At 43.8% G+C, this 25,295-nt stretch carries 18 protein-coding genes; 9 read left to right on the top strand and 9 right to left on the bottom strand.

Annotated features, from left to right (window positions below; genetic code table 11):
* The first annotated feature begins 8 nt into the window (after positions 1 to 8).
* The 3 genes from BLS28_RS28765 to ruvC are packed head-to-tail and all read left to right on the top strand — an operon-like array spanning position 9 to position 3,203.
* Entirely contained in the window at positions 9 to 1,943 is a 1,935-nt protein-coding gene (locus BLS28_RS28765; protein WP_091175906.1) for a DUF3857 domain-containing transglutaminase family protein, read from the top strand.
* Positions 1,944 to 1,954: 11 nt separating this feature from the next.
* Positions 1,955 to 2,593 carry a leucyl/phenylalanyl-tRNA--protein transferase gene (gene aat / locus BLS28_RS28760; protein ID WP_091175904.1) on the top strand — a complete coding sequence of 213 codons (639 nt, stop codon included), beginning with the start codon at positions 1,955 to 1,957 and terminating at the stop codon, positions 2,591 to 2,593.
* 19 nt (positions 2,594 to 2,612) lie between these two features.
* Positions 2,613 to 3,203: a crossover junction endodeoxyribonuclease RuvC gene (gene ruvC / locus BLS28_RS28755; protein WP_091175902.1), complete on the top strand. Its 591-nt coding sequence runs from the start codon at positions 2,613 to 2,615 to the stop codon at positions 3,201 to 3,203.
* A gap of 127 nt (positions 3,204 to 3,330) precedes the next feature.
* On the opposite strand, the gene BLS28_RS28750 is transcribed toward ruvC, so the two are convergent.
* Both BLS28_RS28750 and BLS28_RS28745 read right to left on the bottom strand, forming a co-directional pair.
* Positions 3,331 to 5,676 carry a glycoside hydrolase family 3 protein gene (locus tag BLS28_RS28750; RefSeq protein ID WP_218134523.1) on the bottom strand — a complete coding sequence of 782 codons (2,346 nt, stop codon included), beginning with the start codon at positions 5,674 to 5,676 and terminating at the stop codon, positions 3,331 to 3,333.
* A 61-nt stretch (positions 5,677 to 5,737) separates the two neighbouring features.
* On the bottom strand, positions 5,738 to 8,122 hold the full coding sequence (locus tag BLS28_RS28745; RefSeq protein ID WP_091175899.1) for a glycoside hydrolase family 3 C-terminal domain-containing protein: 2,385 nt from the start codon (positions 8,120 to 8,122) through the stop codon (positions 5,738 to 5,740).
* 301 nt (positions 8,123 to 8,423) lie between these two features.
* Between BLS28_RS28745 and BLS28_RS28740 the strand changes: the two genes are divergently transcribed.
* Entirely contained in the window at positions 8,424 to 8,981 is a 558-nt protein-coding gene (locus BLS28_RS28740; RefSeq protein ID WP_091175897.1) for a DUF2441 domain-containing protein, read from the top strand.
* An 84-nt stretch (positions 8,982 to 9,065) separates the two neighbouring features.
* Here BLS28_RS28740 and recO read toward each other — a convergent pair whose 3' ends face one another.
* The gene (gene recO, locus BLS28_RS28735; RefSeq protein ID WP_091175895.1) at positions 9,066 to 9,791 is read right to left on the bottom strand and encodes a DNA repair protein RecO; all 726 of its coding nucleotides are present in this window, start codon (positions 9,789 to 9,791) and stop codon (positions 9,066 to 9,068) included.
* Entirely contained in the window at positions 9,781 to 10,149 is a 369-nt protein-coding gene (locus BLS28_RS28730; RefSeq protein ID WP_091175957.1) for a diacylglycerol kinase family protein, read from the bottom strand. The genes recO and BLS28_RS28730 overlap by 11 nt, the downstream gene beginning before the upstream one ends.
* 415 nt (positions 10,150 to 10,564) lie before the next feature.
* Between BLS28_RS28730 and BLS28_RS28725 the strand changes: the two genes are divergently transcribed.
* Positions 10,565 to 12,904 (top strand): efflux RND transporter permease subunit, encoded by a 2,340-nt coding sequence (locus BLS28_RS28725; protein WP_091175892.1) that lies wholly within the window; start codon positions 10,565 to 10,567, stop codon positions 12,902 to 12,904.
* Positions 12,905 to 12,914: 10 nt separating this feature from the next.
* On the opposite strand, the gene BLS28_RS28720 is transcribed toward BLS28_RS28725, so the two are convergent.
* Entirely contained in the window at positions 12,915 to 15,782 is a 2,868-nt protein-coding gene (locus tag BLS28_RS28720; RefSeq protein ID WP_143020903.1) for a hypothetical protein, read from the bottom strand.
* A 132-nt stretch (positions 15,783 to 15,914) separates the two neighbouring features.
* Here BLS28_RS28720 and BLS28_RS28715 point away from each other — a divergent pair, with 132 nt between their 5' ends.
* From BLS28_RS28715 to BLS28_RS28700, 4 genes are all read left to right on the top strand, one after another.
* Positions 15,915 to 16,400 (top strand): hypothetical protein, encoded by a 486-nt coding sequence (locus BLS28_RS28715; protein WP_091175887.1) that lies wholly within the window; start codon positions 15,915 to 15,917, stop codon positions 16,398 to 16,400.
* 175 nt (positions 16,401 to 16,575) lie between these two features.
* Positions 16,576 to 17,634: a sensor histidine kinase gene (locus tag BLS28_RS28710; protein WP_091175885.1), complete on the top strand. Its 1,059-nt coding sequence runs from the start codon at positions 16,576 to 16,578 to the stop codon at positions 17,632 to 17,634.
* The gene (locus tag BLS28_RS28705) at positions 17,631 to 18,329 is read left to right on the top strand and encodes a LytR/AlgR family response regulator transcription factor (protein WP_091175883.1); all 699 of its coding nucleotides are present in this window, start codon (positions 17,631 to 17,633) and stop codon (positions 18,327 to 18,329) included. Before BLS28_RS28710 ends, BLS28_RS28705 begins: the two co-directional genes overlap by 4 nt.
* Before the next feature lie 30 nt (positions 18,330 to 18,359).
* Entirely contained in the window at positions 18,360 to 20,063 is a 1,704-nt protein-coding gene (locus tag BLS28_RS28700; RefSeq protein ID WP_218134522.1) for a CocE/NonD family hydrolase, read from the top strand.
* A 153-nt stretch (positions 20,064 to 20,216) separates the two neighbouring features.
* Here the strand turns inward: BLS28_RS28700 and BLS28_RS28695 are convergent, their stop codons facing one another.
* The 4 genes from BLS28_RS28695 to BLS28_RS28680 form a co-directional block, all read right to left on the bottom strand.
* A complete protein-coding gene (locus tag BLS28_RS28695; RefSeq protein WP_091175879.1) occupies positions 20,217 to 20,975 on the bottom strand; it encodes a 3-keto-disaccharide hydrolase in 759 nt (252 codons plus the stop codon).
* Positions 20,976 to 21,000: 25 nt separating this feature from the next.
* The gene (locus BLS28_RS28690; protein ID WP_091175877.1) at positions 21,001 to 22,716 is read right to left on the bottom strand and encodes a GMC oxidoreductase; all 1,716 of its coding nucleotides are present in this window, start codon (positions 22,714 to 22,716) and stop codon (positions 21,001 to 21,003) included.
* 119 nt (positions 22,717 to 22,835) lie between these two features.
* Positions 22,836 to 23,564 carry a glucosamine-6-phosphate deaminase gene (locus tag BLS28_RS28685; protein ID WP_091175874.1) on the bottom strand — a complete coding sequence of 243 codons (729 nt, stop codon included), beginning with the start codon at positions 23,562 to 23,564 and terminating at the stop codon, positions 22,836 to 22,838.
* A 3-nt stretch (positions 23,565 to 23,567) separates the two neighbouring features.
* The gene (locus BLS28_RS28680) at positions 23,568 to 24,653 is read right to left on the bottom strand and encodes a Gfo/Idh/MocA family protein (protein WP_091175872.1); all 1,086 of its coding nucleotides are present in this window, start codon (positions 24,651 to 24,653) and stop codon (positions 23,568 to 23,570) included.
* Positions 24,654 to 25,295 lie beyond the last annotated feature (642 nt).

Genomic DNA, 25,295 nt, shown 5'->3' with positions numbered 1-25,295 from the left:
TCGAAAACATGAGCACTACATATTTTTACAGGCTGCTAACTATTGCAGGCATTGTCATTTTATCAATCAAAAGCTACGGACAGGATAAAAATCTCCCGAAAGAATTTTATATAGCATCAACCATCCCCGATTCATTAAAGGGAGAAGCAAATTCGGTTGTGCGGTATTCTTCAGACGAGGTTACCGTAAAAGCAGCTGGTAAAATGACGCTAAAGCATCACGCCATCATTACTGTTTTAAATGAAAAAGGTGATGCCGCTGCTCAACTTGGCCTGGGTTACGATAAAAAATTCAGCAGTGTTGATAACGTGCAAATGCTGGTTTACAACGCTGATGGAACGATGATAAAAAAATATCACAAGAGCGATTTTTATGATTATGCCGCTACCGATGGGATCTCGATTGTAACGGACGACCGGATGCTGGCCATAAAACATCCGATATCTGCATATCCAACTACTATAGAGGTAATTTTTGAGGAGGATATGAACAGCTTTCTTGATCTTGGTGAATGGGATATCCAACGATCTGAAAGGTCCGTCCAAAACGCGGAGTATACTGTCCTGGTCAATCCTTCGGTAGGCTTCAGGTACATGAATAAGAATACTACCATCAAGCCCGAAAAAACACCTGCCGGCGAATTTGAAAAGTACACCTGGCATGTAAAAAATTTAAAAGCTGTAAAGCCCGAAGACGATGCTGAATCATGGCAGGTTATGCCGCGGATCATGTTTGCAGCAAACTCATTCCAGTTTGGTGGTATTCCCGGCGACATCAGCACCTGGCAAAATTTTGGCAAATGGCTGCAGGCCCTCAATGCAGACGTATGCTCGCTTAGTCCGGAGCGGATAGCCGAGGTTAAAAAAATGACGGCCGACTTTAAAACAGACAAAGAGAAAGCCAGATTTTTATACCAATACATGCAGCAAAACATGCGTTATGTAAGTATCCAGCTCGGCATTGGAGGTTTAAAGCCATTCCCGGCTACATTTGTCGACCAGAAAAAGTATGGCGATTGCAAGGCATTATCAAACTACATGTATGCCTTATTAAAGGCAGCTGATATTCCATCGTATTATGCCATAATAAACGCAGGTTCAAACGAAGAGCCCGCTGATCCTGCATTTCCAAGCGATCCCTTTAATCACATTATTTTATGTGTACCTTTTAAAGGCGATACTACCTGGCTTGAGTGTACCAATATGCAAAAGCCATTTGGTAAGCTTGGCCCATTTACCGAAAACAGGTATGCATTGCTGGTTACCGAAGATGGGGGCAAACTGGTTAAAACGCCACGCAGTACAGATATTGATAACCAATTTAATAGCGAGGCGCATGTGGTACTTGACGCGGATGGCGGCGCAAAGGCAACACTTAAAATTTTAAGCACAGGCGAATATCGCGATGATTACCTGGGTATAGCAGCTTTAAAAACCGACGAGCAAAAACAGGTATTGATTAAGATGCTGAACATGAAGCAGCCATCAGTTTTTGAGTTCAAGCCATCAACAGATAAAGACGGCATAAAAGAACTGGACATTGAGCTGGAGTACGATAAATTTTGCGATGTATCGGCGGGCAACAAGCAGTTTTACAAACCCCGTGTTTTTGATCTGTGGAAAACAACCGTACCCATACTTGAAAAACGAAAAAGCGATTTTTTCTTTGAAATTCCCATGTTAAAAACATGCGTTACCACCATTGATTTGCCTGCCGGCTTTGAAATTGATGCTTTGCCTGCCGATCAAAGCCTTAAATTTACTTACGGCACTTATGATGTTAGGTATGTTTATGACGCAACTAAAAACCAGGTGGTAAGCACTACCAAATTCAACTTAAAAAACCATGTAATCCCCGCCGCCAAATACACCGAATTGCAGGTTTATCTGGATGCGATAGCCAAAGCCCAAAATAAAAAGCTGGTGATCCGCCGTAAAGCATAAATTTGCGCCTGATGATATTCAGGCTCGACGAACGTTTAATATTTCCAAAGCCCGATCTGGCCGAACCAGACGGGCTTTTGGCTGTTGGCGGCGATTTGAGTACCAAACGGTTATTGCTGGCCTATCAAAACGGCATTTTTCCGTGGTATAGCGATGATACACCTATTCTGTGGTATTCGCCGCACGAGCGGTTTGTTTTATTTCCTGATGAGTTGAAAGTATCCAAATCCATGCGGCAGGTGTTACGCTCCGGCAAACTGAACATTACTGTTGACACCTGCTTTAACGATGTTATAACAGCCTGTTCAACCGCTCCGCGCGAAGGGCAGGATGGCACCTGGATTGTGCCCGATATGATAGCTGCATACAATCGCCTGCATTTGGAAGGCTATGCCCATTCGGTTGAGGTATGGCAGGATGACAAGCTGGTCGGTGGCCTGTACGGCGTACACGTAGATAATGTTTTTTGCGGTGAGAGCATGTTTAGCCGCGTTAGCAACGCTTCAAAAACAGCGCTCATCTATCTGTGCAATACAGGGCTGTACAAGCTTATCGATTGCCAGGTGCACACCGGTCATCTCGAATCGCTTGGAGCAAGGATGATAAGCCGGGAGCAATATATGGATGTATTGCTAAATAATTTAGTTTGATTAGTTACCTTTGAGCCATATGCAGCAGGTGATAAATTTAAAGGAAAGGATCATTTTAGGTATCGACCCCGGCACAGCTGTTATGGGTTACGGACTGCTAAAGGAAACCGGCCCTAAAATTGAGCTACTTGCTATGGGCGTAGTAAAAATGCCCGTTACCGACGATCATATGCTTAAGCTGCAGCGCATCTTTGAAAAAACCGTTGCCCTCATTGATAACTACCACCCTGATTGTCTCGCTATAGAAGCCCCCTTTTATGGCAAAAACATACAGGTGATGCTGAAACTCGGTCGCGCCCAGGGAATGGCCATAGCTGCTGCATTATCGCGCAATGTAGAGATCACCGAATATGCCCCCCGTAAAATAAAACAATCCATAACGGGTAATGGTAATGCAACCAAAGAACAGGTAGCAGCCATGCTGCAAAGCTTGCTGAAATTTAAAGAAACCCCCGATTTTTTGGATGCTACCGATGGTTTGGCTGTAGCTGTTTGTCATTCATTTCAGCGTATCCCTACGGGTTCGGGTTCTGGAAAATCGGGCTCTAAAAAATCATATTCAGGTTGGGATACTTTTGTGAAGGATAATGCTAAGCGGGTTGTGAAGTGAGATTATCCATCAAATGTAGAGACGCATAATTGCGTCTCCCACATTCAAATTACAATAGACCATCATACAGCATGTCCTACGGGAGACGCAATTATGCGTCTCTACATTAATGTTATATTTTAATATCTTACGGCTTCACCACACTTTTCACATACTTATCCACACGCCCATCTTTAATAACCCCTTTCCAGTTTAAGCCGAAACCAAAATCATATTTATTGCCCTGTTCATCAACATAGCATTTCATATCGTGAGGAACATCCTCAAACTGCGCTTCAACGGCTTTCATATCCACCGGCATTTGCAGCGGTAACAATGCAGATGGCTCTGCTTTACCTGTCATGATATCAAGCGAGGCCTGGCCTTGCACGCCGAAATCAACAATGATAGCATTGGCATCCTTTTCAAATTCAGCAAATACCATCGGATTGCTCATATTAACAGATACAATAACCGGCTTCCCTTTCATTTTGGCATAAGTATCGGTAACCATAGCCAAATCGGTAACATTAATAGCAGTACTTGATTTACCCTTGTAAGTACGATTGGTAAATTTCTCCAGCGGGTCGCCACCTGCTATACTGGTTGCACGGGCATCGGCAGCAGTGTATGTTCCGTATTGCAGGTTCACCGGCACATAACCTGTTCCGCCGTTTTTGGCGTCGGCGCTGTTATAACCGCCGCCACTGTTGGGGCTGGCAATAAACACTAATGCATAATCGGCTTCATCAGGGTTATCAGTCACTTTAAAATACTTTTTAACAGTTTCCATATTTACCGGGTATTCCAATTTTTCAGGTGTCTCCATTCCCAAAAAATTCCTGCCGGCCGGGGTGAATTTTTTAGGAACATATACCGTTTTGCCGCTTTGCAAAGGCAGAATATTAGCCTTATTTTTAAGCATCACTATTGATTTAAGCTGCGCCTGGTAACCGGCATCCATAAACTCGGGCTTGCCAACAACTTGTTTAGAAACTTCGGGTTCCAGGTAAGGGTTTTCAAATAATCCCGTCCTGAAAATATTGCGCAATAACCTCACTGCCGATTGCTCAAACCTTGCCCGCATAAACGCTTCGCCATGTTCTTTTATGCCTATTTGGTATGCTTCAACAACCGGGGCAACCTCGTTATTGCCGCCAAACTGATCAACACCCGCCATCAGCACCTTGTAATGGCGCTGCGCTATAGATAGGCCTTCTACGCCCCATGATTTGCCCGAAAGGAAGGAATCAACCGTAGTTTCATCGCCGGTAACCAGCCAGTCGGTACAAACTACGCCATCGTATTTGTATCTTTTACGGAGGAGGTCGTTGATAATGTAGGAGTTATAGTTGTTGGCCACGTTTTCGTGGTTTTTGATATCCTGGTTGTATGAGATGGTATAATAGGGCATTACGGCCGCAGCCATGCCTGTTTTACCCTGCAGCTTAAATGCGCCCTCGGTAAAAGGGATCAAATGCTGCTTAAAATTGTTGCCCGGATAAACCGCATACTTGCCATAGGCATAATGCGCATCCCTGCCACCCTCTCCTGCACCGCCGCCTGGCCAGTGTTTAACCATAGCGTTTACGCTGTTATAACCCCAGCCATTTTTAATTTCCTTTTCGGCAGCCGAAGTCTGGAAGCCATCGATATACGCACGGGCCATATCGGCAGCTAATTGAGGGTCTTCGCCAAAAGTACCGCTCACACGCGCCCATCGCGGATCGGTAGCGATATCTACCTGCGGCGAAAGCGCCGTTGAAATACCCAAGGCCCGATATTCCTGCGCAGCTATATGCCCAAAGTTTTTTATCACTTCAGGATCAAAGGTAGCAGCCAGCCCAAGCGATCCAGGCCACATGGAAATAGCCCCTCCTGCCCCGGCATTGTATTCGGCTGTTGCCACGGTGCCATGCCGGGGATCGGAACTGTTATTGTTCGGGATACCCAAACCCTGGCCTTCCACAAATGCCTGCGCGTTATTATTCCATTGCGCGGCTATTTCAGGACTTTGTACAGAGGTTACCAGCACATGCCTTACATTATCCTTAGCCAAAAACTGCTTCTGCTGATCAGACAGGTCTGATGGCTTGGCTCCACTTTCAGCAAAAACCTTGTTGTTATAAGTCCCCGCAAACGGCCCTCCCGCCGCCGCCGGGATTGGTTGATGACGGCTGTACAACATCAATCCCGCAATTTGCTCAACGCTCATTTTTGAGGCGAGGTCTTTAGCGCGTTCATCAACAGGCAAGCGCCAGTCTTCGTACTTATCCAGCTTGCCATTCTTGTTCAGATCTTTAAAAGCAAAGCCATCAACAGTCAATATTTTCACACCCGATGTGGTGGCATAACCCAGGTTTTGCCCGCCTGTGTTAGTAACAAAAGCAATATCGCCCGCTTTTCTTTCTGTCCATTTGTTTTGTGCTATAACAGCGGTTGCCGGCAGCAGGGCCAGCAGGGTTATCAGTTTAATAGGTTTGGCCATGATCATTCATGATTCAGGTTAAAGAAAAAAGCCCCTGCAAAAAATATTGCAGAGGCCGGGGTTGGTTTTACTTTAGTTTTAGTTCGTTTATGGTTTGTTCGGGCAGCAGCGCCTTGTTTACTTTTTCAACAGTGATATCTTTGGCGAGGCTGAAAGATGCCGTTTCCTCTATTTTGCGCGATGATGAACCTATTTTCACTTTATAGTCTCCTTCATCAGCTATCCAGGCCTGCCTGTCGGTATAAAACGAAGCCAGGTCGGCCGCTTTGATAGTAAACGTTAAGGTTTGAGATTGGCCCGGTGCCAGCAGTTTGGTTTTACCAAAAGCCTTCAGTTCATCTTCCGGTTTATCCAGGTCCTTTTTAGGAGCCGCGAGATATAGCTGAACCACCTCTTTACCTGCTACATCGCCGGTATTTTTAACAGTAACCGAGGCAGTGATCATGTTTTTGAAAACCTTCGAACTTAATTTCAGATCGCTGAATTTAAAGTTGGTGTATGACAATCCGTAGCCAAACTCATAGGCCGGGGTAACTTTAGCGGCATCGTAATAACGGTATCCCACGTAAATACCTTCCTCATAGATAACCTGTGTTGGTTTACCTTCGGGCGTACCGGGGAAGTTATTAGCCGATGGCACATCTTTATAGTCGGCAGGGAAAGTAGTTGCCAGTTTGCCCGATGGGTTTACTTTACCGCTTAACACATCGGCAATGGCGTTACCGGCTTCCAGGCCTGGCTGCCAAGCTAATAAAATCCCGTCAACCTTATCGCGCCAGGCGGTAACATCAACAACACCACCTACGTTAAGTACAACAATTACCTTTTTACCTTTAGCATGAAACGCGCTGGCAACACCATTGATCAATCCTTTTTCGGCATCGTTTAGATAATAATCGCTTTCCAATTTTCGGTCAGCACCTTCACCTGCGTTACGGCCTATCGTAATCAGCGCTTCATCAGCACCGTTAGCTTCCTCGCCCACAATTGCGTTTACATCCATTTCGGGGATAGGTGCGGGGTGGTCAAAAAAGTTTTTAGGTTTCGGTTGTTTGGCCTTCATATCAGCCAGGTAGGCCTTATAATTATTGGAAAGCGTTTCCTGCAGCTTAAAATTGGCATTGGCCAAACCTTGCATCAATGAAATAGTATATGCTTTGTTTACATCGCCACTGCCGGTACCGCCTGCAATAATATCATATGAGGTATTGCCGAAAACAGCAATCCTTTTACCTGTACCAAATGGCAATGCGTGATCATCATTTTTCAAAAGCACCATACCCTGCGCGGCTGCCTCACGGGCTACAGCAGCATGACCGGCCAGATCAGGGGCATCAGAATATTTATATTTTTTAAACGTAGGCGATTGAACTATCACATTCAGGATGCGCTCAACGTTGGCATCAAGTTGCTGAGCGCTAAGCTTCCCGCTTTTTACAGCAGCCACTATGTCATCAGATTGGGTTGGGTTACCCGGCATCAGCAGGTCGTTGCCTGCTTTCATCTGCGCTACGGCATCTTTACCGCCAAACCAATCGGTCATGACAAAACCTTTAAAGCCCCACTCCTTTTTAAGGATTGTAGTGAGCAGGTCGCGCCTTTCGGATGTAAAAGTGCCGTTCAGTTTGTTATATGACGACATCACCGTCCATGGCTGCGCTTTTTTTACCGCAATCTCAAAACCGCGCAGGTACAACTCACGCATAGCACGTTCGCTTACTATGGTGTTGATGGAGTTACGGTTGGTTTCCTGGTTGTTAGCCGCATAATGTTTAATAGAAGTACCTACCCCGTTTGATTCGATACCGTTAACAACGGCAGCGGTCATACTGCCGGCAACTAAAGGATCTTCAGAATAGTACTCAAAATTTCGGCCGCCGAGCGGGTTGCGGTGAATGTTGAGGCCCGGCGCCAGCAAAATATCCACACCGTATTCGCGCACTTCGTTACCAAAGGCAACGCCTACTTTATTTACCAATTGTGTATCCCAGGTTGAGGCCAGCAAGGTGGCAACCGGGAACGCCGTAGCATAATACGTTTTTGATTTATCGCCATTGCGGATAGGCTCGATCCTCAACCCTGCCGGACCATCAGATACCGTGATAGACGGGATACCTAAACGTGGAATAGCATGCGTGCGACCGGCAGCCCCGGGAACTTTTTCGGGGATATTGTAAGCATCCGGATCAGAGGGTGGCAATTTAAAACCACCTATATCAATAGCTTCGGGCTTTTTACCCTTTACCGGCGGCGGTACACCCGGCATTTTAAAACCCATTCCCACAACAAGCTTCGATTTTTCTTCGAGTGTCATGGCAGCAACAATCTGCTTTACGTTTGTTGCGCTTAATTGTGGGGCAGGGCTTTTGCTTTGGGCTTGTACTGCCTGGTGAATACCACCGGCAAATAAAACGCATGCTAAAGCAACGTGTAGTTTGTAGCTCGTTCTCATTTTTTAAAATTAAATAGGTTAAAGGGGCTAATTGGCGATAATAACAGCAAGAAAAATATACTCTTTGTGTCATTATTACACAATAGTAAAAATTAAGTTTTACAATAGCAAGTTTTATCGATGAATAGATGAAGAATACGGATGGAAAGGAGGAGTTGAGACGATGAAGTTGAAAATAAAAGCAAAGAAATATGACATTATTGCATTAAGCGTATACAATCAAATCATGATAGATAATGAATATGGCTTTTAATTCATAACACCATTATTTACCTTTGAAATTGACCGAATTGATTTGTTTATGAAACTTTTTACTGTTGATCGAGCGCAAACGCTAAACGAGGGTTTAACAATCTCACTAACAAAAGAAGACCCGCATAATATCAAATTATGGGGAGTAGAAAATCTTTTAGATGAAGAATCATTGAAAAAACATATTCAAAGACTTTACCCTGAAGGAATGTCTAATCATGGATGGTATTATCTTAATCAACGTCATACCTTTGGAACCTATCCAAATTTCACACACCATATTCATATTATCACAGAAGCTAATGTTGAACACGTTCGACAGGCCTATTTCAGCTCGTTTACGTCAAGGTTTCAATCATTGTTTGCTTGCGGCTCCATACAAGACGCGCTGAAGTTGAGAACGCAATTTAAGAGTGAAGACAGCCCAATATTTGAACTCGAAACCAACTTTTTTAGAAAACTGGATATGAACTGGCTTTTCTTTGGAACTCAAAACATAACAAGCCCCTATTTAGCCCATCAGTATTGGGAAGGTAAAGAAAGTCTAAATCCTTTTTGGGAATATTGTGTAGAGTTGCCCGTAACCATTGGGCAAAGAGTAGCTTGATTCTCATTCAGGCAAGAAATTCAGTAAATGCGATTTGTCAAAGTAAAAGAACATCGATACCATTCAATAAATAGAACAATAATCCTACGCCAACACCTCTTCCAGCACATCGGCCGATTTGATATTGCCGAAGCCTTCAATATGCATGGCGTAATATTCAAGCAGTTTATTTACCAGGTAGCGGCGTTCATCATTGTTTAGTTTAAGCAGGTGCATGTCTTCAAAACCGGTTTGCAGCACTAATCGAAAATTATCGGTATACGGGGGCGACAGGTATGAAACACTATCGGGTTTAAAACGGGTGAATTGCCCGTTTTTGATATCGAAGTAATCGGCATTACCGGCCATATAGCGGTCGGGGTAAAAACCGAGGTAACGGGTTAGGCGGGTTAAAAATACCAGGTGAAAGTTGGCAACACTTTCTGTTTGATGATCGAGCCATTCAATAGCGCTGAAAATAAAGTCGAACAGGTTCTCATCCGGCGATTGCTGTTTTATCGCTTTGTACAACACTTCGTTCAAAAATATGGCTATACAGCTCTTAATCACATCGTAAGGGATACTGAGCAGTACCGGCGCATTCTTTAATTCGGAAATGCGCTGCACGCTGCCTGTATTTTTGTGATAAACCACCAGGTCGAGCAAATGCAGGGGTTGCAGCATGTTTCGACTTATTTTTGCCTTGGGCTTTTTAGCTCCGTTGATGATATACGATTGCAGCCCAAATTTCTCGGTAAAGATCTGTACGATCACACTGCTTTCACCGTAATCGGTAGCCCTGAATATGATACCCCGGGTTTTATGCAGCATGCCTTATCAATAAAATGATCTTCGGTAAAAAAATAACTATCCCGGTTATCAGCGCGAACAATGCAGCCACAACAACAGCGCCGGCAGCTATATCTTTTACATGCCCCGCTTTTTCGTTATAAGTAGGCGAAACCAGGTCGGTCAGTGTTTCGAGCGAAGTATTGAGTAATTCGGTAATAAGCACTACTGCAATGCAGGCCGTAAGCCAAAGCCACTCGGCAGTTGAGATCTGAAAAAGTAAGCCCAGGATTACTGCAATCGTTCCGGCCACCAAATGAAACCTGAAATTAGGCTGGGTTTTAGCAGCATACCCCAAACCCTTAAACGCAAAACCAAAACTGCGTATCAACCTTTTCATGCTCAAAAATACAAAGTTTAGGTGCAAAAGCCGATAGCGCATTTACAGCGCTCCTGCCATAGGTAATAGCACCAATAGCAAAGGGCATAATACAAGTGTTCAACTTTTAAAAAAACCGGTGTTCAACTTTTTCTTTTACCAAAACACAAACCCCTGATTATCAACACAAAGTTGTTCAAATATCTAAAAACAGCCAATCCAACAAAACATAACTCGCTGATTATCAAGGTCAATATTTTATAAAACAACAACAAGTGTTCAGCCCTAAAAAAGTTGAACACTAAACGCAGCAAATAAATCAACTAATGGCATATAACCCGTTACCCGTTAACTCATTGTCACATTATCACTATCATTAATAGGCAGATAACGCATTTTTTGTAGTTTTGCGCCTCTCTCTTATATATTGTTAATAATGTTCTGGAAACATATAGCTTCTGCAATTCTTAAAAACAGGCTGATAATTTTTATTTGCGTTTTAGCGCTGAGTGCCTTTATGGGCTATGAAGCGTCGAAGGTAAAAATCACCTTCAATGGCGGCAAAGTGCTTCCGGTTACTGATTCGGCGTTTATCCGCTACGCCGAGTTTAAGAAAACCTTCGGGCAGGACGCTTCATCAATGGTTATTGGCATTAAATCGCCCAATATTTTTGATAAAGATGTTTTTAACGACTGGTACCAGATTGGCGAACAGTTAAAGAAAATAAAAGGGATCAAAGCTGTGATCTCGGCGGCTAATATCTACAACCTGCAAAAGGACACCCTGCAGCATAAATTTGTATTGAAGCCTTTGGTTTCCGGTCTGCTGCAAACCGCCGCGGCTGTTGATAGTGTAAAACAACAACTTGCTTCCATGCCATTTTATAAGGGGCTGATTGTAAGTAACGATGGCCAGAGCACCCTGATGGCCATCACTTTTGATGATAAGATCATTAATACGCCATTCCGCGTGCCCATTATTAAAAAGATAAATCAGCTTGGGCAGGCATTTGAAAACAAGCATAATATCAAAGTACACTATTCGGGTTTACCGCTTATCCGCACCGTAGTAGGCGATTTGGTAGCCCATGAGTTTTCGTTGTTCCTGAGCCTTTCGGTAGTTATTACCGCGCTGATCCTGTTACTGTTTTTCCGTTCGGTATTCCCGGTTATTTTCCCGGTGCTGATCGTGATATTGGGTGTAATATTCAGCCTCGGCGTATTGCAAATGATGCATTATGAGATGACACTTTTAACCGGTATCATCCCGCCGCTTATTGTGGTTATCGGGATCCCCAACTGTGTATTTATCCTCAATAAGTATTTTCACGAATACGGCATCAGCGGCAATAAAATGGCTGCTTTGGAGGTTGCCGTTGAGCGAGCAGGTATCACCACCTTTATAGCCAACGTAACTACGGCTATTGGCTTTGGTGTGTTATGCTTTACCAATAGCGAATTGCTTACCCAATTTGGTTTAATAGCCTCAATTGGTATCATGGGAACTTTTGCCTTAAGCCTTATTTTAGTGCCTATTATCTTCAGCTTTCTGCCTGCACCCAGGGCAAGCCAAACGGGGATTAAAGACAGCAAGCTGATGGACGGCCTGTTGGCCACTTTAGATAAGCTGGTGCATACCAAACGTAAAACTATTTATTTAACCACCGCCCTATTGGTTATCATCGCCATTGTTGGTATGGTCAGGATTAATATCAATGGATATGTGGTTGACGACCTGCCCCAAAGCAATAATACCTTGCACGATCTTAAATTTTTCGAATCGAATTTTAACGGGGTGCTTCCTTTAGAGGTTAGTATCGATACTAAACGCAAAAACGGGGTAATGAATTTAGCTACTATCCGCAAGGTAGAGAAACTGGAAAAACTGATTTCCTCCTACCCTGAATTTAGTCGCTCGGTATCATTGATCCAGGTGTTGAAATTCAGCACACAGGCATTTTACGGCGGCAGTCCTGAATATTACCGCCTGCCCGATGGATTGGAACAAAATTTTATCCTTAACTATGCCGGCAACTCAGGCAAAGGTACAAGCGGTTTGCTAAAAACCTATCTGGACAGTACTCACCGCGTTACCCGTGTTACCTTTGAAATGGTTGATGCCGGTTCAAAAAAAATGAATACCGTACTGGCCGAATTGCAACCACGCATCGATTCGATCTTTAACCCGAAGAAGTTTCATGTTGAGCTGACTGGGTCGAGTATCATATTTATAAAGGGCACCAACTACCTGTTGAAAAACCTATATGAAAGCCTGGCCTGGGCTATTGTACTTATCGCGGGCGTAATGTGGATCCTTTTCCGGGGTATAAGAATGATTGCCATATCACTGGTGCCAAACCTTATTCCTCTTATTATTACGGCAGGTATTATGGGCTTTTTTGGCATCCCGCTTAAACCGTCAACTATATTGATTTTCAGTATTGCCATGGGTATCTCGTCCGACCAGACCATTTACTTCATTACCCGTTACCGTCATGAATTACGCCACAGCAAAAAGAGCATCTCGCAAATAGTCTCAGATACCATTCGCGAAACCGGGGTCAGCATGATCTTCATTGCTACGGTGCTGTTTTTTGGGTTCGGTATTTTCGCGATATCAAATTTTGGTGGCACCGTTGCCCTTGGCGTATTATTATCTATAACCCTGCTGGTGGCTATGATCAGCAACCTTACGTTGCTTCCTGCGTTTTTGTTATCACTTGAAGGTGGCGTTGATCGTAACAAGATCAAGGGGCCGGATATTGATGAAGCTTAAGCCAGAGCTTTCATGGATTGGTATTGCCTGTTACCTTAATTTTACCATAAGTATAGCCAACACTGCCATCCATATTAGTACCTTCTAAAATATAGGTGTAAGTTGATGGCTTATCAGCGGTATAAAATGATATGGTTGCTTTGCCATCGGCGCCTGTTGTTACATTGGGCTCCCAATGTATGGTTGAACGCAAATCCGGAGTATGTTTATTGGTATTATCAGGTAGATAACGCGGGCGATAAAAGCGGGAGGGAACACTTAATGCTAATGGTTTATATAAATAAGCCCCGGGGGTATGCCCTATCGCGGGCCCTTTACCGCTGCGTGTGGTAATCTCAACAAAAGCTATCTGAGCTGGATTTAAAGAATGCTTCCAATCCTCAAGAATATATCTCCAGAAATACTCCCAGCTATACTTGCTCGAACTATTAACCTCAATCCCCTTAACATCTTCAGCAGTATTTGATTCAAGATAGCTCTTAATATCATTTCCATTTGGCTCGTTAAGTGACATTACCTTGATTACGCTTCCAAAGGAAATCCCGTCAACTATCAACATCATGGGTTTGTTATCTATCAAATACCACGGAATGGTAGGTGTAGGAGGTATAGGAACAAATTGAAATATCGCGCTAATTTCATCCTTTGACTTATCCTGCAAAGCAAACCTTAAATTATATTGTTTGGTTAAAGTCCCCCATTTCAGGTTTGGAACATGTTGCTCTAAAAAATTCAGCAGGCTCTTTTTACCCGCTTTCACCATGTCGCCCTCGTCAAAGGCCAAATCAGCATTGCCCGCACCATTCAAATTTTGTGAGCCTTTAACTATTTTCTTTGCTGTAATTTTTACCTCTTTTAACGCTTTCGTGTCAGCAGGCAGGTTGTCGGCCAGGTTTTGCCGTATCCGGTTATTTTTTAAACTGTTGAACAAAGTAGTGTCATTGCTTACATACCAGGGCATTGGTGTGGGGCCGGCAGATGCCAGCAGCACTGGTGGCGGCGCATCATCCATTACAATGCCAACATTAAAATTTTTAGCGGTTTTAATAAAATAAGCTGGGGTATCTGCAAGTGGGAGATTACGAAACGCGAACCTGCCATCCTTATCAGTAAGCGTATCAGTTACAACTACGGGCGATTTTGAAAACAGCTGCACTTTAGTTTGTTTAACAGGTTTGTTAAAAACGTTAATTACACGGCCCTTAACTGCTGTCTCAGTTTCGGCAGCGTAACCAGGGTTATCCTTACCATCGGGCCAGTTGTAACTTACCCAGCCCTGTGTAAGCAACAGGTTATCAAGTGCCTCTTTGGCTTGCGAATTGTTGGCGATGAGATAATAGTTGGGTTGCTCCACAAAGCCTTTCAATTCGGATGTAAGCAGCATGCGGGTAACAATATTCTCGTTGCTCAGGCTATCCTGATGTACTTGCGCGTCATCGGTAACCGCCATCGAAAAATTGCCCCTGAGTGGATTACCCAGGGCATCCTGTGCGCTAATGTGTAATGCTATACTATCGCGCAGGTTATAAGCCATTTTATCTGCGTTAATGTTTAAATGCAGGTTGTCATGCCGGTTAATGAAAATCAACCGCTCATTTAACGGCTTGTTGTTTTTATCAAGCAGCAAAAAATGAGTGATGCCGGAAGGGAAAAGCTTTTTGTTGATTTTTTGGCTAATGGATGTCCCGTTTTTAAAATCAACCATTGCACCATAACAAATAATTTCGCGGGCTTTACCAATCAGGAAATAGCTTTCACCCGACCGGGCAATTTTATCAGTTGCGGAAAGCAGGACTTTTACAGAATCTTCATTGGGGGGATTGATCACATTCAGACCGATCCCTTCCTTTTTAACATCGGGCAAGGTAAACTCACGTATTGCGCCACCCGGTAGGGTTACTTTAGCAGTATAATTTTCGCCGGTATTAACAACGGGCAGGTTAAAACTCCCCATGCCTAAATGCTCCGATTCAAAATTAGCAACAACCTGTTTTTCATGATCCAGAACTGCGCCTGAAACATTGATGCCCTTACCGTCCAAACCTATCGCTTTAAAACCAACATGTGCCGGTAAACCTGCTATCAGCTCGCCCCCTTCTGGCATAAACTGAACATCGGCATCTTGGGGGCGATTAAAGTTTAGTGGGATATTTACATGGTTACCTGCACCATCTCCGGCAACAATGCGAATATCTCCCGGTTTGGCCGGTAGCTTAAAAGTAATATCTATAAGCCCTTTTTCATCTGTTTGAATTGCTTGCCGATATAGTTGTCTCCGGCCTTTCAATACCGATAATTGAACAGGCTTACCCGCTACGTTGGCTTTATAGATATCACTCAGCAGTAGCTTAACATGTGCCTGCTCCTTGTTATCAGCCATCACACTTGAGCAGGTATAATTAGCCAGCCAATTGCAGCCTGTGTCATCGGCAACGGTAAATTGTTTACGAAAAAAACAATCCTGGCTAAAGTTTTGAAGCCATTGGGTATAGGCAATGAGCGTGTAAGTGCCGGCAGGTATATCTTTCAGGCTGATGTTGCCCCAGCTAAGCCCTTTCTCAACAGGCAATCGCTGCTTTTTTACCATTACATTGCTATCGGTAACAATGCTCACATACATGATACCGCTTTTGGCCGACAGGTTAAGTGTAGGCGCGTTAAACAGATAAGCCTTAAACCACAGGGTATCGCCAGGGGTATAAATGCTTTTATCCAGTTGAACATAGATCTTTTCGGCAGGGTTTTGGAGGGTAAGGCTATCCTGTGCCGATTTCATTTCACGCAACTGCGAAGCAGGGTCTTTTTCTTGGGCATAGCCCTCAACTCCTAAAAACAAAAAGCAGGCTAAAAATATGAGGCAGGCGATAAAACTCCGCATTACTTTTATCAAATAAATAAATACCGGTTTGGCGGAGCCGAGAATTTTCAATTTGGATATATTTAGGTTTATAATTGGGTGATATAAAGTTAATTATTATTACCAATAAATAAAAGATTGTACATTTATAATATGCCGAAAGATGAGGTTACCGATCTGCTTTTCTTTATGAGGACTTTTCCTTCCGAAGTGCGGGAACGAGCCTTATGGCTGCGCGATTTTGTATGGGATTTGTACCCGCAGGCCAATGAGCTTATTTATGATAATTATAATGCTTTGGCCGTGGGCTGGTCTCCTACCGAAAAAATGAGCCATATCTTTTGCTCGTTTGCCATATACCGTGGCGTTAATTACAATACTCATTTCGGCTTTTACTGGGGCTCCGAACTTTCCGATCCGCAAAAAATACTTATCGGCGAAGGCAAGCAGTACCGCTATTTGCTGGTGAATGATATTGAAGCATTTCCACAACAGGAAGTAAAAAAACTGGTTGACGAAGCCTGGCAAAATTCACTGGCAAAAGTTAAAGATGCCAAACAGCTAATCCATGGCAAAACCATTGTAAAAATGGTATCCGATAATAAGAGAGAGAAGAAACTTAAAGCATCTAAGAAGTAACGCCGTTAAAGTCTATAAATCACTATGAGTATAAGCTATAACACTCTTGGCTCTTGCATCTAAAAGCCTTGCATCTTTTCTTCATTCATCCCCTAAATACCTGCACTCATGTACTTTATCTTTTAACTGTATAATAGTTTTTGTTGCTTTGGTAAAACAATTCGGCAACAAGTAATTGAAACAACAGGTAACTATATCGCTTTATTGGAAATGTCAGCTCATTGGCTGGTCGGTTGCGGCGCTTTACTGGGGGTATACGGGCTACAATCAGCCAGGCTTTAACTGGTGGTTAAGCATTCTTCAATTTACTACCGATGTTGCTCTTTATATCCTCATTACTCACTTATATCGTTGCCTTGCCTTAAAATTGGGCTGGCAAAACCTGGGATTAAACAAATTATTACCACGATTGGTACTCGCTGTTTTTATATTGGGGTTGGTTTACCTGTTTGTAACTGCTTCGAAGGTTTACCTTTTCAGGGTTTGGTTTAAACCGGGGTTTTCGGAACCGTTCGGCGATTTTTTTGATTTCTATCGCGATAGCATTTTTGTGGCCGGGGTACGATTGATGTCGATCTGGCTACTGGCTTATCATCTATACCACTACGCAAAACGCGAAATCAATATAGCCCAAGAAAATGCCCGGCTGGCGGTTACTACCCGCGATGCACAGCTTAGCAATCTTTCGGCACAACTTAACCCTCATTTTTTGTTCAACTCTTTAAATAATATCAAAGCTTTAGTTATTGATGATCCCAAATCGGCAAGGCGGGCAATCGACCTGCTGGCCGACCTACTGCGGAACTCCCTTTACAGCGGCGACAAACAAATGATCTCCATAAAAGAAGAGCTGGAACTTGTTAAAGATTATCTCGAACTGGAAGAACTCCGGCTTGAAGAGCGGTTGCAGTATCACATTGAAGCGGGCGATGAGTATCATAGTATACTTATTCCCCGCTTGTGTATTCAAACGCTTGTTGAAAATGCTATAAAGCATGGCATCAGTCAGCAAAAACAAGGTGGGCTCATTCGGGTACAACTTATTAATGATCATGACAATTTGATAATATCCGTAAGTAATCCCGGCCGGTTAAATCCGACGGACGATAGCAGCGGGCTTGGCCTTAAAAACCTAACCGAACGCTTAGAATTACAATACAAAGACTTTGCCCATTTTACCCTCAGCGAAACAAATGATATAGTAACAGCAACCATTAAAATTCCTGTTTTATGACAAAGATAAGGGCCTTGATTGTTGATGATGAACGTGCTGCCAGAAATGAAATAACGCGTCTGCTTGCCGGTTACCCTGATTTTGAAATCATGGGAGAAGCCACCAATGCCGACGATGCCCTGAAAATGATAGGCGAGGAAACCCCCGACCTCCTTTTCTTAGACATTCAGATGCCCGAAAAATCAGGCTTTGATTTGCTTGAATCGTTAGATCAGGTACCACCGGTGATATTTACAACGGCTTATGACCAATATGCGGTTAAAGCTTTCGAAGTAAGTGCGCTTGATTACCTTGTAAAACCTATCCGCGAAGAAAGATTTGAGAAAGCCATAGCGCAGTCAAGGCAGCGCCTGGGTAAAACAGACCCTGCCGGACAGATCTTTGTGAAAGACCGTCAGCAATATCATTTCATTCAGTGGAGCTCTGTACACCTTATTGAATCGATGGATAATTATGCAAGGATCTTTTTGGGCGATAAAACGGTGTTCCTGAAAAGCTCTCTTAACCAGTTGGAGGATAAATTGACCAGCAATATCTTTTTCAGGATCAATCGTGCGCAAATTGTTAATAGGCAATACATCCAAACCATAACAACGGTGGATGGCCGTTTAAAAATAACGCTTAGTACCGGTGCTCAACTGGAGATTTCCGAACGACAGTCTGGCAAATTCAGGCAATGGATAGCAAGTAAGTAAATCAACCAACACATATATAAACAATAAAAAATGATGAGAAAATTATTCTCCCTGCTATTGCTATGCTTTGTTTTTGGCAGCATGGCATCGGCACAAAGCAAAAAAGCTACGGGATCTTACCTTCAGGATAGCGTATTGCTAAAAACACGTGACGGCGTATTTGTTACCGTGATGGTGGCCCGCAAAAAAGGCGTAACCGAAAAGCTGCCAGCTATTTTCCAGTTTACCATTTATGCCCGACGAACAGATTCGTTAAAAATTCAGGAAGCTGCAGACAGAGGTTATGTTGGTGTATTTGCCTATACCCGCGGCAAATGGAGCAGTCCCGGTGAGCCGCTGGCTTATGAAACCGATGGCCGCGATGCATACGATGTGATTGACTGGATCAGTAAACAATCCTGGAGTGATGGCCGGGTTGGCATGTACGGTGGAAGTTATAACGGCTTTACCCAATGGGCAGCTGCCAAAAAGCTTCACCCGGCGCTTAAAACCATTGTACCATCGGCCGCGGTAGCACCAGGGCTTGATGTACCCATGACCAATAATGTGCAAATGAGCTTCGTTTTTTCGTGGACTTATTACACCAGCAACAATAAATTCCTGGATGAAAAAGATTACAACAGTCCGCAATGGAACCAGTTGTACTGGAAATGGTATAATGCAGGGTTAGCATATCACACGCTCGACAGCCTAACCGGCAGAGGGGCCAACAACATGTTCAGGCATTGGGTAGCACACCCAACCTATGATCAATACTGGCAGAACATGATCCCTTATAAAAAAGACTTTGCAGATATCAATATACCCGTGTTAACAACCACCGGCTATTACGATGGCGGGCAAATTGGCGGCATGTATTACTATCGCGAACATCTGAAATATAATGCCAATCCTAATCATTATGTAATTATCGGGCCATACGGACATTTCGGCTCACAGGGGCATCCTGATTCCGTTTTCAACGGTTACAAAATTGATGATGCAGCGCGGATCAACATCCACGAAATTATTTATCAATGGTTTGATTATATCTTCAAAAACAAACCCAAACCTGCTTTTCTGAAGGATAAATTCAACTTTGAAGTTATGGGCAGCAACGAGTGGAAACATGTGCCTTCATTAAAGCAAATGAGTAACGATACCCTGAAATTTTACCTGGATAACTCCCGGTTAAACCCTGTTAAGCCATTGAAGAAGCACTTCACCTCACAACGTGTAGATTTTGCCAACCGGGATAGTATCAGCAGTTATTATTTTTTAAATCAGCTTATTTACGACACGCTGAATACCGGCAGCAGCCTTGTTTTTAAAAGTGATCCGCTCGAAAAGCCTTTAACTATAAGCGGAGCTTTTTCGGGCGTTTTAAAAACCATCATCAATAAAAAAGATATGGACTACCACGTGGTGATGTTTGAAGAAATGCCCGACGGGAAATACTTTTACCTCACCTACTTTATGGGGAGGGCGAGTTATGCCGGCAACCCGGAGGAAAGACATTTATTAAAACCGGGACAAATGGAAAACATTCCCTTTACTAACAGCTATATCACCAGCAAGCAATTTAGCAGAAGCAGCCGTATTGTGATCCTGCTCAATATCAACAAAAGCCCTTTTGAGCAGGTCAACTATGGAACGGGCAAAAATGTAAGCGATGAAACTATCAGTGATGCTAAAGTGCCGCTGCAAATAAAATGGTTTAATGATAGTTATATTAATATTCCGGTGCTCAGGTGAGGAAAGACGCAAGACGCCAGGAAACAAGGGACAGGAAGATAAAATATATCGTCACGGTGTAGAATCCAGACTTACGAAGTTTTTGAAACTTCGTAAGTCTTCACACGTCAAATTTTCTACCTCACAACAATGACGATTCGTTATGAACAAGCCTTATAACTTCTTAATCTCAATATTCCTGTACCACACATCCGCACCATGATCCTGCAGCACGATGTGGCCGGTTTTAAACGTACCGAAGTCTGGCCATTCCTTGAATTTGCTGCCTGCTACCAGTTTTTTCCAGTTATCGTCCCACAGGGTGGTTGACAATACATGCTCTCCGTTAATGGTAAAATCAAGCTTGCTGTTGTTGCAAACAATCTCTACCTGGTTCCACTCGCCGGCAGGTTTAACTACTTCTTTTGATATCGAGATCAGGTCATACAGATCACCTGCACGGTGTTTGATGAGTTTGCCGTCTTCGTTCTCCTTGTTATCAACAACCTGGCATTCGGGGCCGGTAAAGTAGCTGTATTTGTATTTAGTAGTATCTTCCTTAACATGAAACAGGATCCCGCTGTTACCGCCTTTGGAAATTTTCCACTCCAGCTTCAGGTCAAAATTTTCATATTCACCATTGCTAACCATGTCGCCGCCGTTTTTGCTTTGCCAGTCGCCTTTTTGCGATGCGTCAAGATGCAGTACGCCATCTTCTGCTTTCCAGGACAAACCCGGTGCCGGTTTACCGTATGCATGCCAGCCGTCGGTAGTTTTACCATCAAATAATGGCTCAAATCCAGTAGTTGTGACCGCCGTTTTTTTGTTGGTATTGGCAACAACGGTGCTGTCATTATTATAGTTTTTTGGGGTGGATGAATGGCAGCCGCTTATGACGATGGCTGTTAACGCTATTAAAAATACCTTGTTCATTGGTGTTATGTTTAATTAGTAAGTTTTAAAGATTTCCCTTTTTAAATTCGCCCACCGCATAAGTAGCAGCACGGGCAGTTAAAGCCATATACAAAATTGAAGGACTTTGGTTTCCGGTAGTCGCCATACAAGCGCCATCGGTCACAAACACGTTTTTGCACAAGTGGAGTTGGTTCCATTGGTTAAGCAGCGATGTCTTTGGATCTTTCCCCATGCGCACCCCTCCCATTTCATGGATATCGAGGCCCGGCGCCTGTTTGTTTTCGTGCTTTTGAATATTGGTACAGCCGGCTTTCTCAAACATATCGGCGGTTTGGGTTAAAAAGTCCTGGATCATGCGCTCATCATTATCATCATACTCAACCGAGGTGATCAGCAGCGGGATGCCCCATTGATCTTTCTGCTCTTTACTTAAACGCACATGATTCCTTTCCTTGGGTATGGTTTCGCCCTGTAGGTACATGTAAGCACTCCATCCGCCCGGTTCTGTAAGCGAATCTTTGTAAGCTCCTCCTACCTCGCCTTCGGCAGTTTCTTTTGGTCCCCGGTTACGATATGCGCCCATAAACGTAGTGAAGCCACCTTTATAATCGGTTTCCTGTTTGTGCAGGTTACGATAATTGGCGAGGATTAGCTCGGTTGGGTTTCGGCCGAAGTAATAGCGGTTTAAAAAGCCATCCATATCTGCCGTTACCGATGCCCGGTAATTTTGAAAAGCGATGTATTTACCCAGCAGGCCATTATCATTGCCAAGCCCGTTCGGGAACCTTTCTGATTTTGAATTGAGCAGGATGAGGTTAGTATTCAATGCCGAAGCATTCATAAAAATGATCCGGGCCTTATACACGAACTCAGCTTTAGTATTGGTATCGATAACTTTTACCCCGGTAGCTTTGCCAAGCTTTTCGTCATAAATAATTGAATGCACCACCGAAAAGGGACGTATAGTGAGGTTACCCGTTTTTTTGGCCCAGGGCAGCGTTGAACTTACCGAACTAAAATAACCACCGAAGGGGCAGCCGCGCATACACAGGTTCCGTGCCATACATTTAACGCGCCCCTGATCTATGTGGATCTGCTTCGGCTCAGTAATATGCGCCCAGCGGGCATGTACCAGGTGCCTGTCGGGATAGTTTTCTTTTATCTTTTTGCTGATATGTTCCTGCACTGCGTTCATATCAAAAGGAGGCAAAAACTCGCCATCGGGCATGGCTTCAATGCCGTCTTTATTACCGCAAACGCCTATGAATTTTTCTACATGTGAGTACCATGGCGCTACATCATCGTAACTAATAGGCCATTCAATGCCGTAACCAAAACGGGCTGGGTTTTCAAACTCAAACTTGCTCCATCGCTGGCAAGCCCTGCCCCAGGTAAGCGACTTACCACCAACCTGGTAACCTCGGATCCAGTCGAACGGTTTTTCCTGTATGTAAGGATGATCTTTATCTTTTACGAAGAAGTGGGCATCGTCCTCACCATAACCGGCAGCCCTGCTGATCAGTGGGTTTTCTTTCAAAAAATCCTTCGTCATTTCGCCGCGGTGCTTGAACTCCCAGGGATCCATAGTTGCTGTTGGATAATCCTTGATATGTTGCACATCCCTGCCCCGTTCAAGCACCAAGGTTTTTAAACCCTGTTCGCAAAGCTCCTTCGCTGCCCATCCTCCGCTAATACCCGAGCCTATCACTATAGCATCATAGGTTAACTGATCTTTAGCATTTTGGGGTTCTTGAGGCATAGTTACAATTGGTTATGATTAATAAACTGTTTAATTGTCAATAGGTTTTATAAAGCTGAAAGTAGAAGGCCGAAAGCTGAAAGCTTTAAATTTTTGCCTTCGGCTTTCAGTCTTTAGCTTTAAGCTTCCAGTTGTGCGGCCGCGGCATCATCTATAAATATCTGCGCATTTTGCAGCGTTTTAAATATTGATGCCGGTACATCGTTGGTAACACAGCCTTGCAATGCCTCAGCAATAATTGGTGCTTTTTTACTTCCGCTGGCTATCAGCACCGGTACAGCAGCTTCGGCTAAATGCCGTAAGCCAAGGGTAATGCCCTCGGTTAAAACTGTATCAGTAGTAAAGTATTTTTGAGCAACTTCTACAGTAATAGCTGCTAAAGGCGAATGATGCGCATAAGAATGAAAATCGGAGCCGGGTTCATTAAGGCCGATATGACCATTAAGCCCTACTCCAACCACCATCATATCCAATCCGCCATGGTTATCAATATGTTTATTCATGGCCTGGCATTCGGCATCCAGGTCATCAGCAACAGCGTTAAAGAACTTTACTTTTCCGGGCGAAATATTAAGCGGCGTAAAAAAGTGCTTTTCGAGGAAATAAGTGCAGCTGCCATCATTAGTACGGTCGAGGCCAACCCATTCATCCAGTCCCACAAAGTTGGTTTGGCTAAAATCGACCTGTCCGTTATTTGCATACTGAACCAGGTAACTGAACATACCGGTTGGCGAATCGCCTGAAGGGAAACAGATCAGTGAATCGGGCTTTTGGTTAATCAGGGTAACTACCAGGTCGGCCACTGCTTTCGACATGGTATTATAATCAGGATATGTATGTAGTTTCATTTGTTATTTATTATCGAGCCAAAGATTTACAGGTTTATCAATCTTTGCCGAAAATGGCAGCTCAATTTTTTTGCCGGCACCTGCCGAGGCATAAGCTGCGTAGATAAGTTCGAGCACAGCTCTGCCGTCTTCCCCGGTTACAAGCGGGGTTTTGTTGTTCTGTACACAATCAATAAAATGTTTGAGCTCATGCGGATAACCCTGGTTAAAAGCTTCTTCAAAAATGGTGAAGCTCCAGCCTTGTGTGGTATCTGATTTTTCCATGGCGTAGCCGTATCCATCACGGCTATAGGTTACTGCGGCATTGCCCATAAACAAATCGGCGTAAATAACGCCGCCAAGTCCGTGAATTTCGCAACGATCATCCATGCCGCCATGTTTGGCCCAGCTGTTTTCGGCAACAGCGGTTACCCCGTTTTCAAACTCAATAATAATAACCGAATTATCTTCGCCTTTGGTACGCCCTTTATGTAGCACCGTGCTCATACTGGCATAAACACTTTTAGGTTTAGCATTGTCCAGCATCCACCTAAACCAGCCCAATGCATGGCAACCCATATCCATAATTACACCGCCTCCTGAAAAGTTGATATCATAAAACCAGTCCGAATGCGGCCCCGAATGTTTTTCGCCTTGTTTTAGCATATAGATGTCGCCAATAGCTCCTTCCTTTACCAAATGCCTTGCCCGCTCATATTTTGGCGCGAAGCAAAGCTCTTCGGCATACATTAGTTTTACATTGTTGGCCTTGCATACGGCTATCATTTCATCAGCTTCTTCAATGGTTACAGCCAGCGGCTTTTCGATGATAACATGTTTGCCTGCTTTCGCGGCTTTGATGGTAGCTTCGGCATGCAGGTAATTAGGCAGGCAGATGTCTACCACCTCACAGCCCGATTCGGCAAGCAGTTTATCAATATCATCAAACCATTGGGTTATGTGATATTTTTCGGCAAAGGCTTTGGCTTTTTCGGGCTTGCGGGCATAGCAGGCCACCACGTCGGCTTCGGGGATAAAACGATGGTATGATTCCATGTGGATATCGGTAATAAAACCGGCACCCAGTATGGCTACTTTAGTTTTGTTCATAAAACGTATATATAATAAAGCGCCGATAATTGGAACAGCGCACAGGATTTACCTGGTTCAGAATACCGTTCAAGATTAATGAATAATATTTAGAAATTGAAAATTTTTAGAAGATGTATAAAGGCAACTTAGCATGATTTTATAATATACTTCGTTTATCCTATGGAGGATAAAATTGCTGTCATGTTGAACTTGTTTCAACACCTCATTTGCATAGCCGCGTGCTAATCAAAGCGCCTACCTTTCTTGTGGGGGTGCTGAAACAAGTTACCCACGACATGTTAAAAAAAGTCTGTCATTCTGAGTGTTTAAATCCGTGGCCTCTGAAGGTGAAATGACATAGATTTGCTGAACCGTGCAGTGTGGCCGACCGAGTTATAGTGCTTATTGCCTGTTGCTGAGTATGGTTCCGAAGCAAGAGTCTGAAGGTATGGTACGATCCCTTGTGTGGGTGATTTGTCCGATGGGTAGCCTGTCTTTTCTTTAAACTCCTTCGGGCACGGTTTAAAAAGCGTTATAAGTATGGAAAAGATGCATTTTCATGCGGCAGGTATAGATATTGGAGCCCGCAAGGTATTTGTGGGTCTTGAAGGCCAGCCGGTTCGTTCGTTTGAGACTTTCACCAGTGATCTGGTATCACTT

The organism is Mucilaginibacter gossypii, from assembly GCF_900100945.1.
Lineage (GTDB): Bacteria > Bacteroidota > Bacteroidia > Sphingobacteriales > Sphingobacteriaceae > Mucilaginibacter > Mucilaginibacter gossypii.
Note: the sequence above shows the minus strand (reverse complement) of the source record. Positions and strands in the feature narration are given on the sequence as shown.

What these genes read in the sequence shown, in the direction of transcription:
- BLS28_RS28765 (WP_091175906.1), top strand. Translation starts at nt 9, where the DNA reads ATGAGCACTACATATTTTTACAGGCTGCTAACTATTGCAGGCATTGTC.
- aat (WP_091175904.1), top strand. Translation starts at nt 1,955, where the DNA reads ATGATATTCAGGCTCGACGAACGTTTAATATTTCCAAAGCCCGATCTG.
- ruvC (WP_091175902.1), top strand. Translation starts at nt 2,613, where the DNA reads ATGCAGCAGGTGATAAATTTAAAGGAAAGGATCATTTTAGGTATCGAC.
- BLS28_RS28750 (WP_218134523.1), bottom strand. Translation starts at nt 5,676, where the DNA reads ATGATCATGGCCAAACCTATTAAACTGATAACCCTGCTGGCCCTGCTG.
- BLS28_RS28745 (WP_091175899.1), bottom strand. Translation starts at nt 8,122, where the DNA reads ATGAGAACGAGCTACAAACTACACGTTGCTTTAGCATGCGTTTTATTT.
- BLS28_RS28740 (WP_091175897.1), top strand. Translation starts at nt 8,424, where the DNA reads ATGAAACTTTTTACTGTTGATCGAGCGCAAACGCTAAACGAGGGTTTA.
- recO (WP_091175895.1), bottom strand. Translation starts at nt 9,791, where the DNA reads ATGCTGCATAAAACCCGGGGTATCATATTCAGGGCTACCGATTACGGT.
- BLS28_RS28730 (WP_091175957.1), bottom strand. Translation starts at nt 10,149, where the DNA reads ATGAAAAGGTTGATACGCAGTTTTGGTTTTGCGTTTAAGGGTTTGGGG.
- BLS28_RS28725 (WP_091175892.1), top strand. Translation starts at nt 10,565, where the DNA reads ATGTTCTGGAAACATATAGCTTCTGCAATTCTTAAAAACAGGCTGATA.
- BLS28_RS28720 (WP_143020903.1), bottom strand. Translation starts at nt 15,782, where the DNA reads ATGCGGAGTTTTATCGCCTGCCTCATATTTTTAGCCTGCTTTTTGTTT.
- BLS28_RS28715 (WP_091175887.1), top strand. Translation starts at nt 15,915, where the DNA reads ATGCCGAAAGATGAGGTTACCGATCTGCTTTTCTTTATGAGGACTTTT.
- BLS28_RS28705 (WP_091175883.1), top strand. Translation starts at nt 17,631, where the DNA reads ATGACAAAGATAAGGGCCTTGATTGTTGATGATGAACGTGCTGCCAGA.
- BLS28_RS28700 (WP_218134522.1), top strand. Translation starts at nt 18,360, where the DNA reads ATGATGAGAAAATTATTCTCCCTGCTATTGCTATGCTTTGTTTTTGGC.
- BLS28_RS28695 (WP_091175879.1), bottom strand. Translation starts at nt 20,975, where the DNA reads ATGAACAAGGTATTTTTAATAGCGTTAACAGCCATCGTCATAAGCGGC.
- BLS28_RS28690 (WP_091175877.1), bottom strand. Translation starts at nt 22,716, where the DNA reads ATGCCTCAAGAACCCCAAAATGCTAAAGATCAGTTAACCTATGATGCT.
- BLS28_RS28685 (WP_091175874.1), bottom strand. Translation starts at nt 23,564, where the DNA reads ATGAAACTACATACATATCCTGATTATAATACCATGTCGAAAGCAGTG.
- BLS28_RS28680 (WP_091175872.1), bottom strand. Translation starts at nt 24,653, where the DNA reads ATGAACAAAACTAAAGTAGCCATACTGGGTGCCGGTTTTATTACCGAT.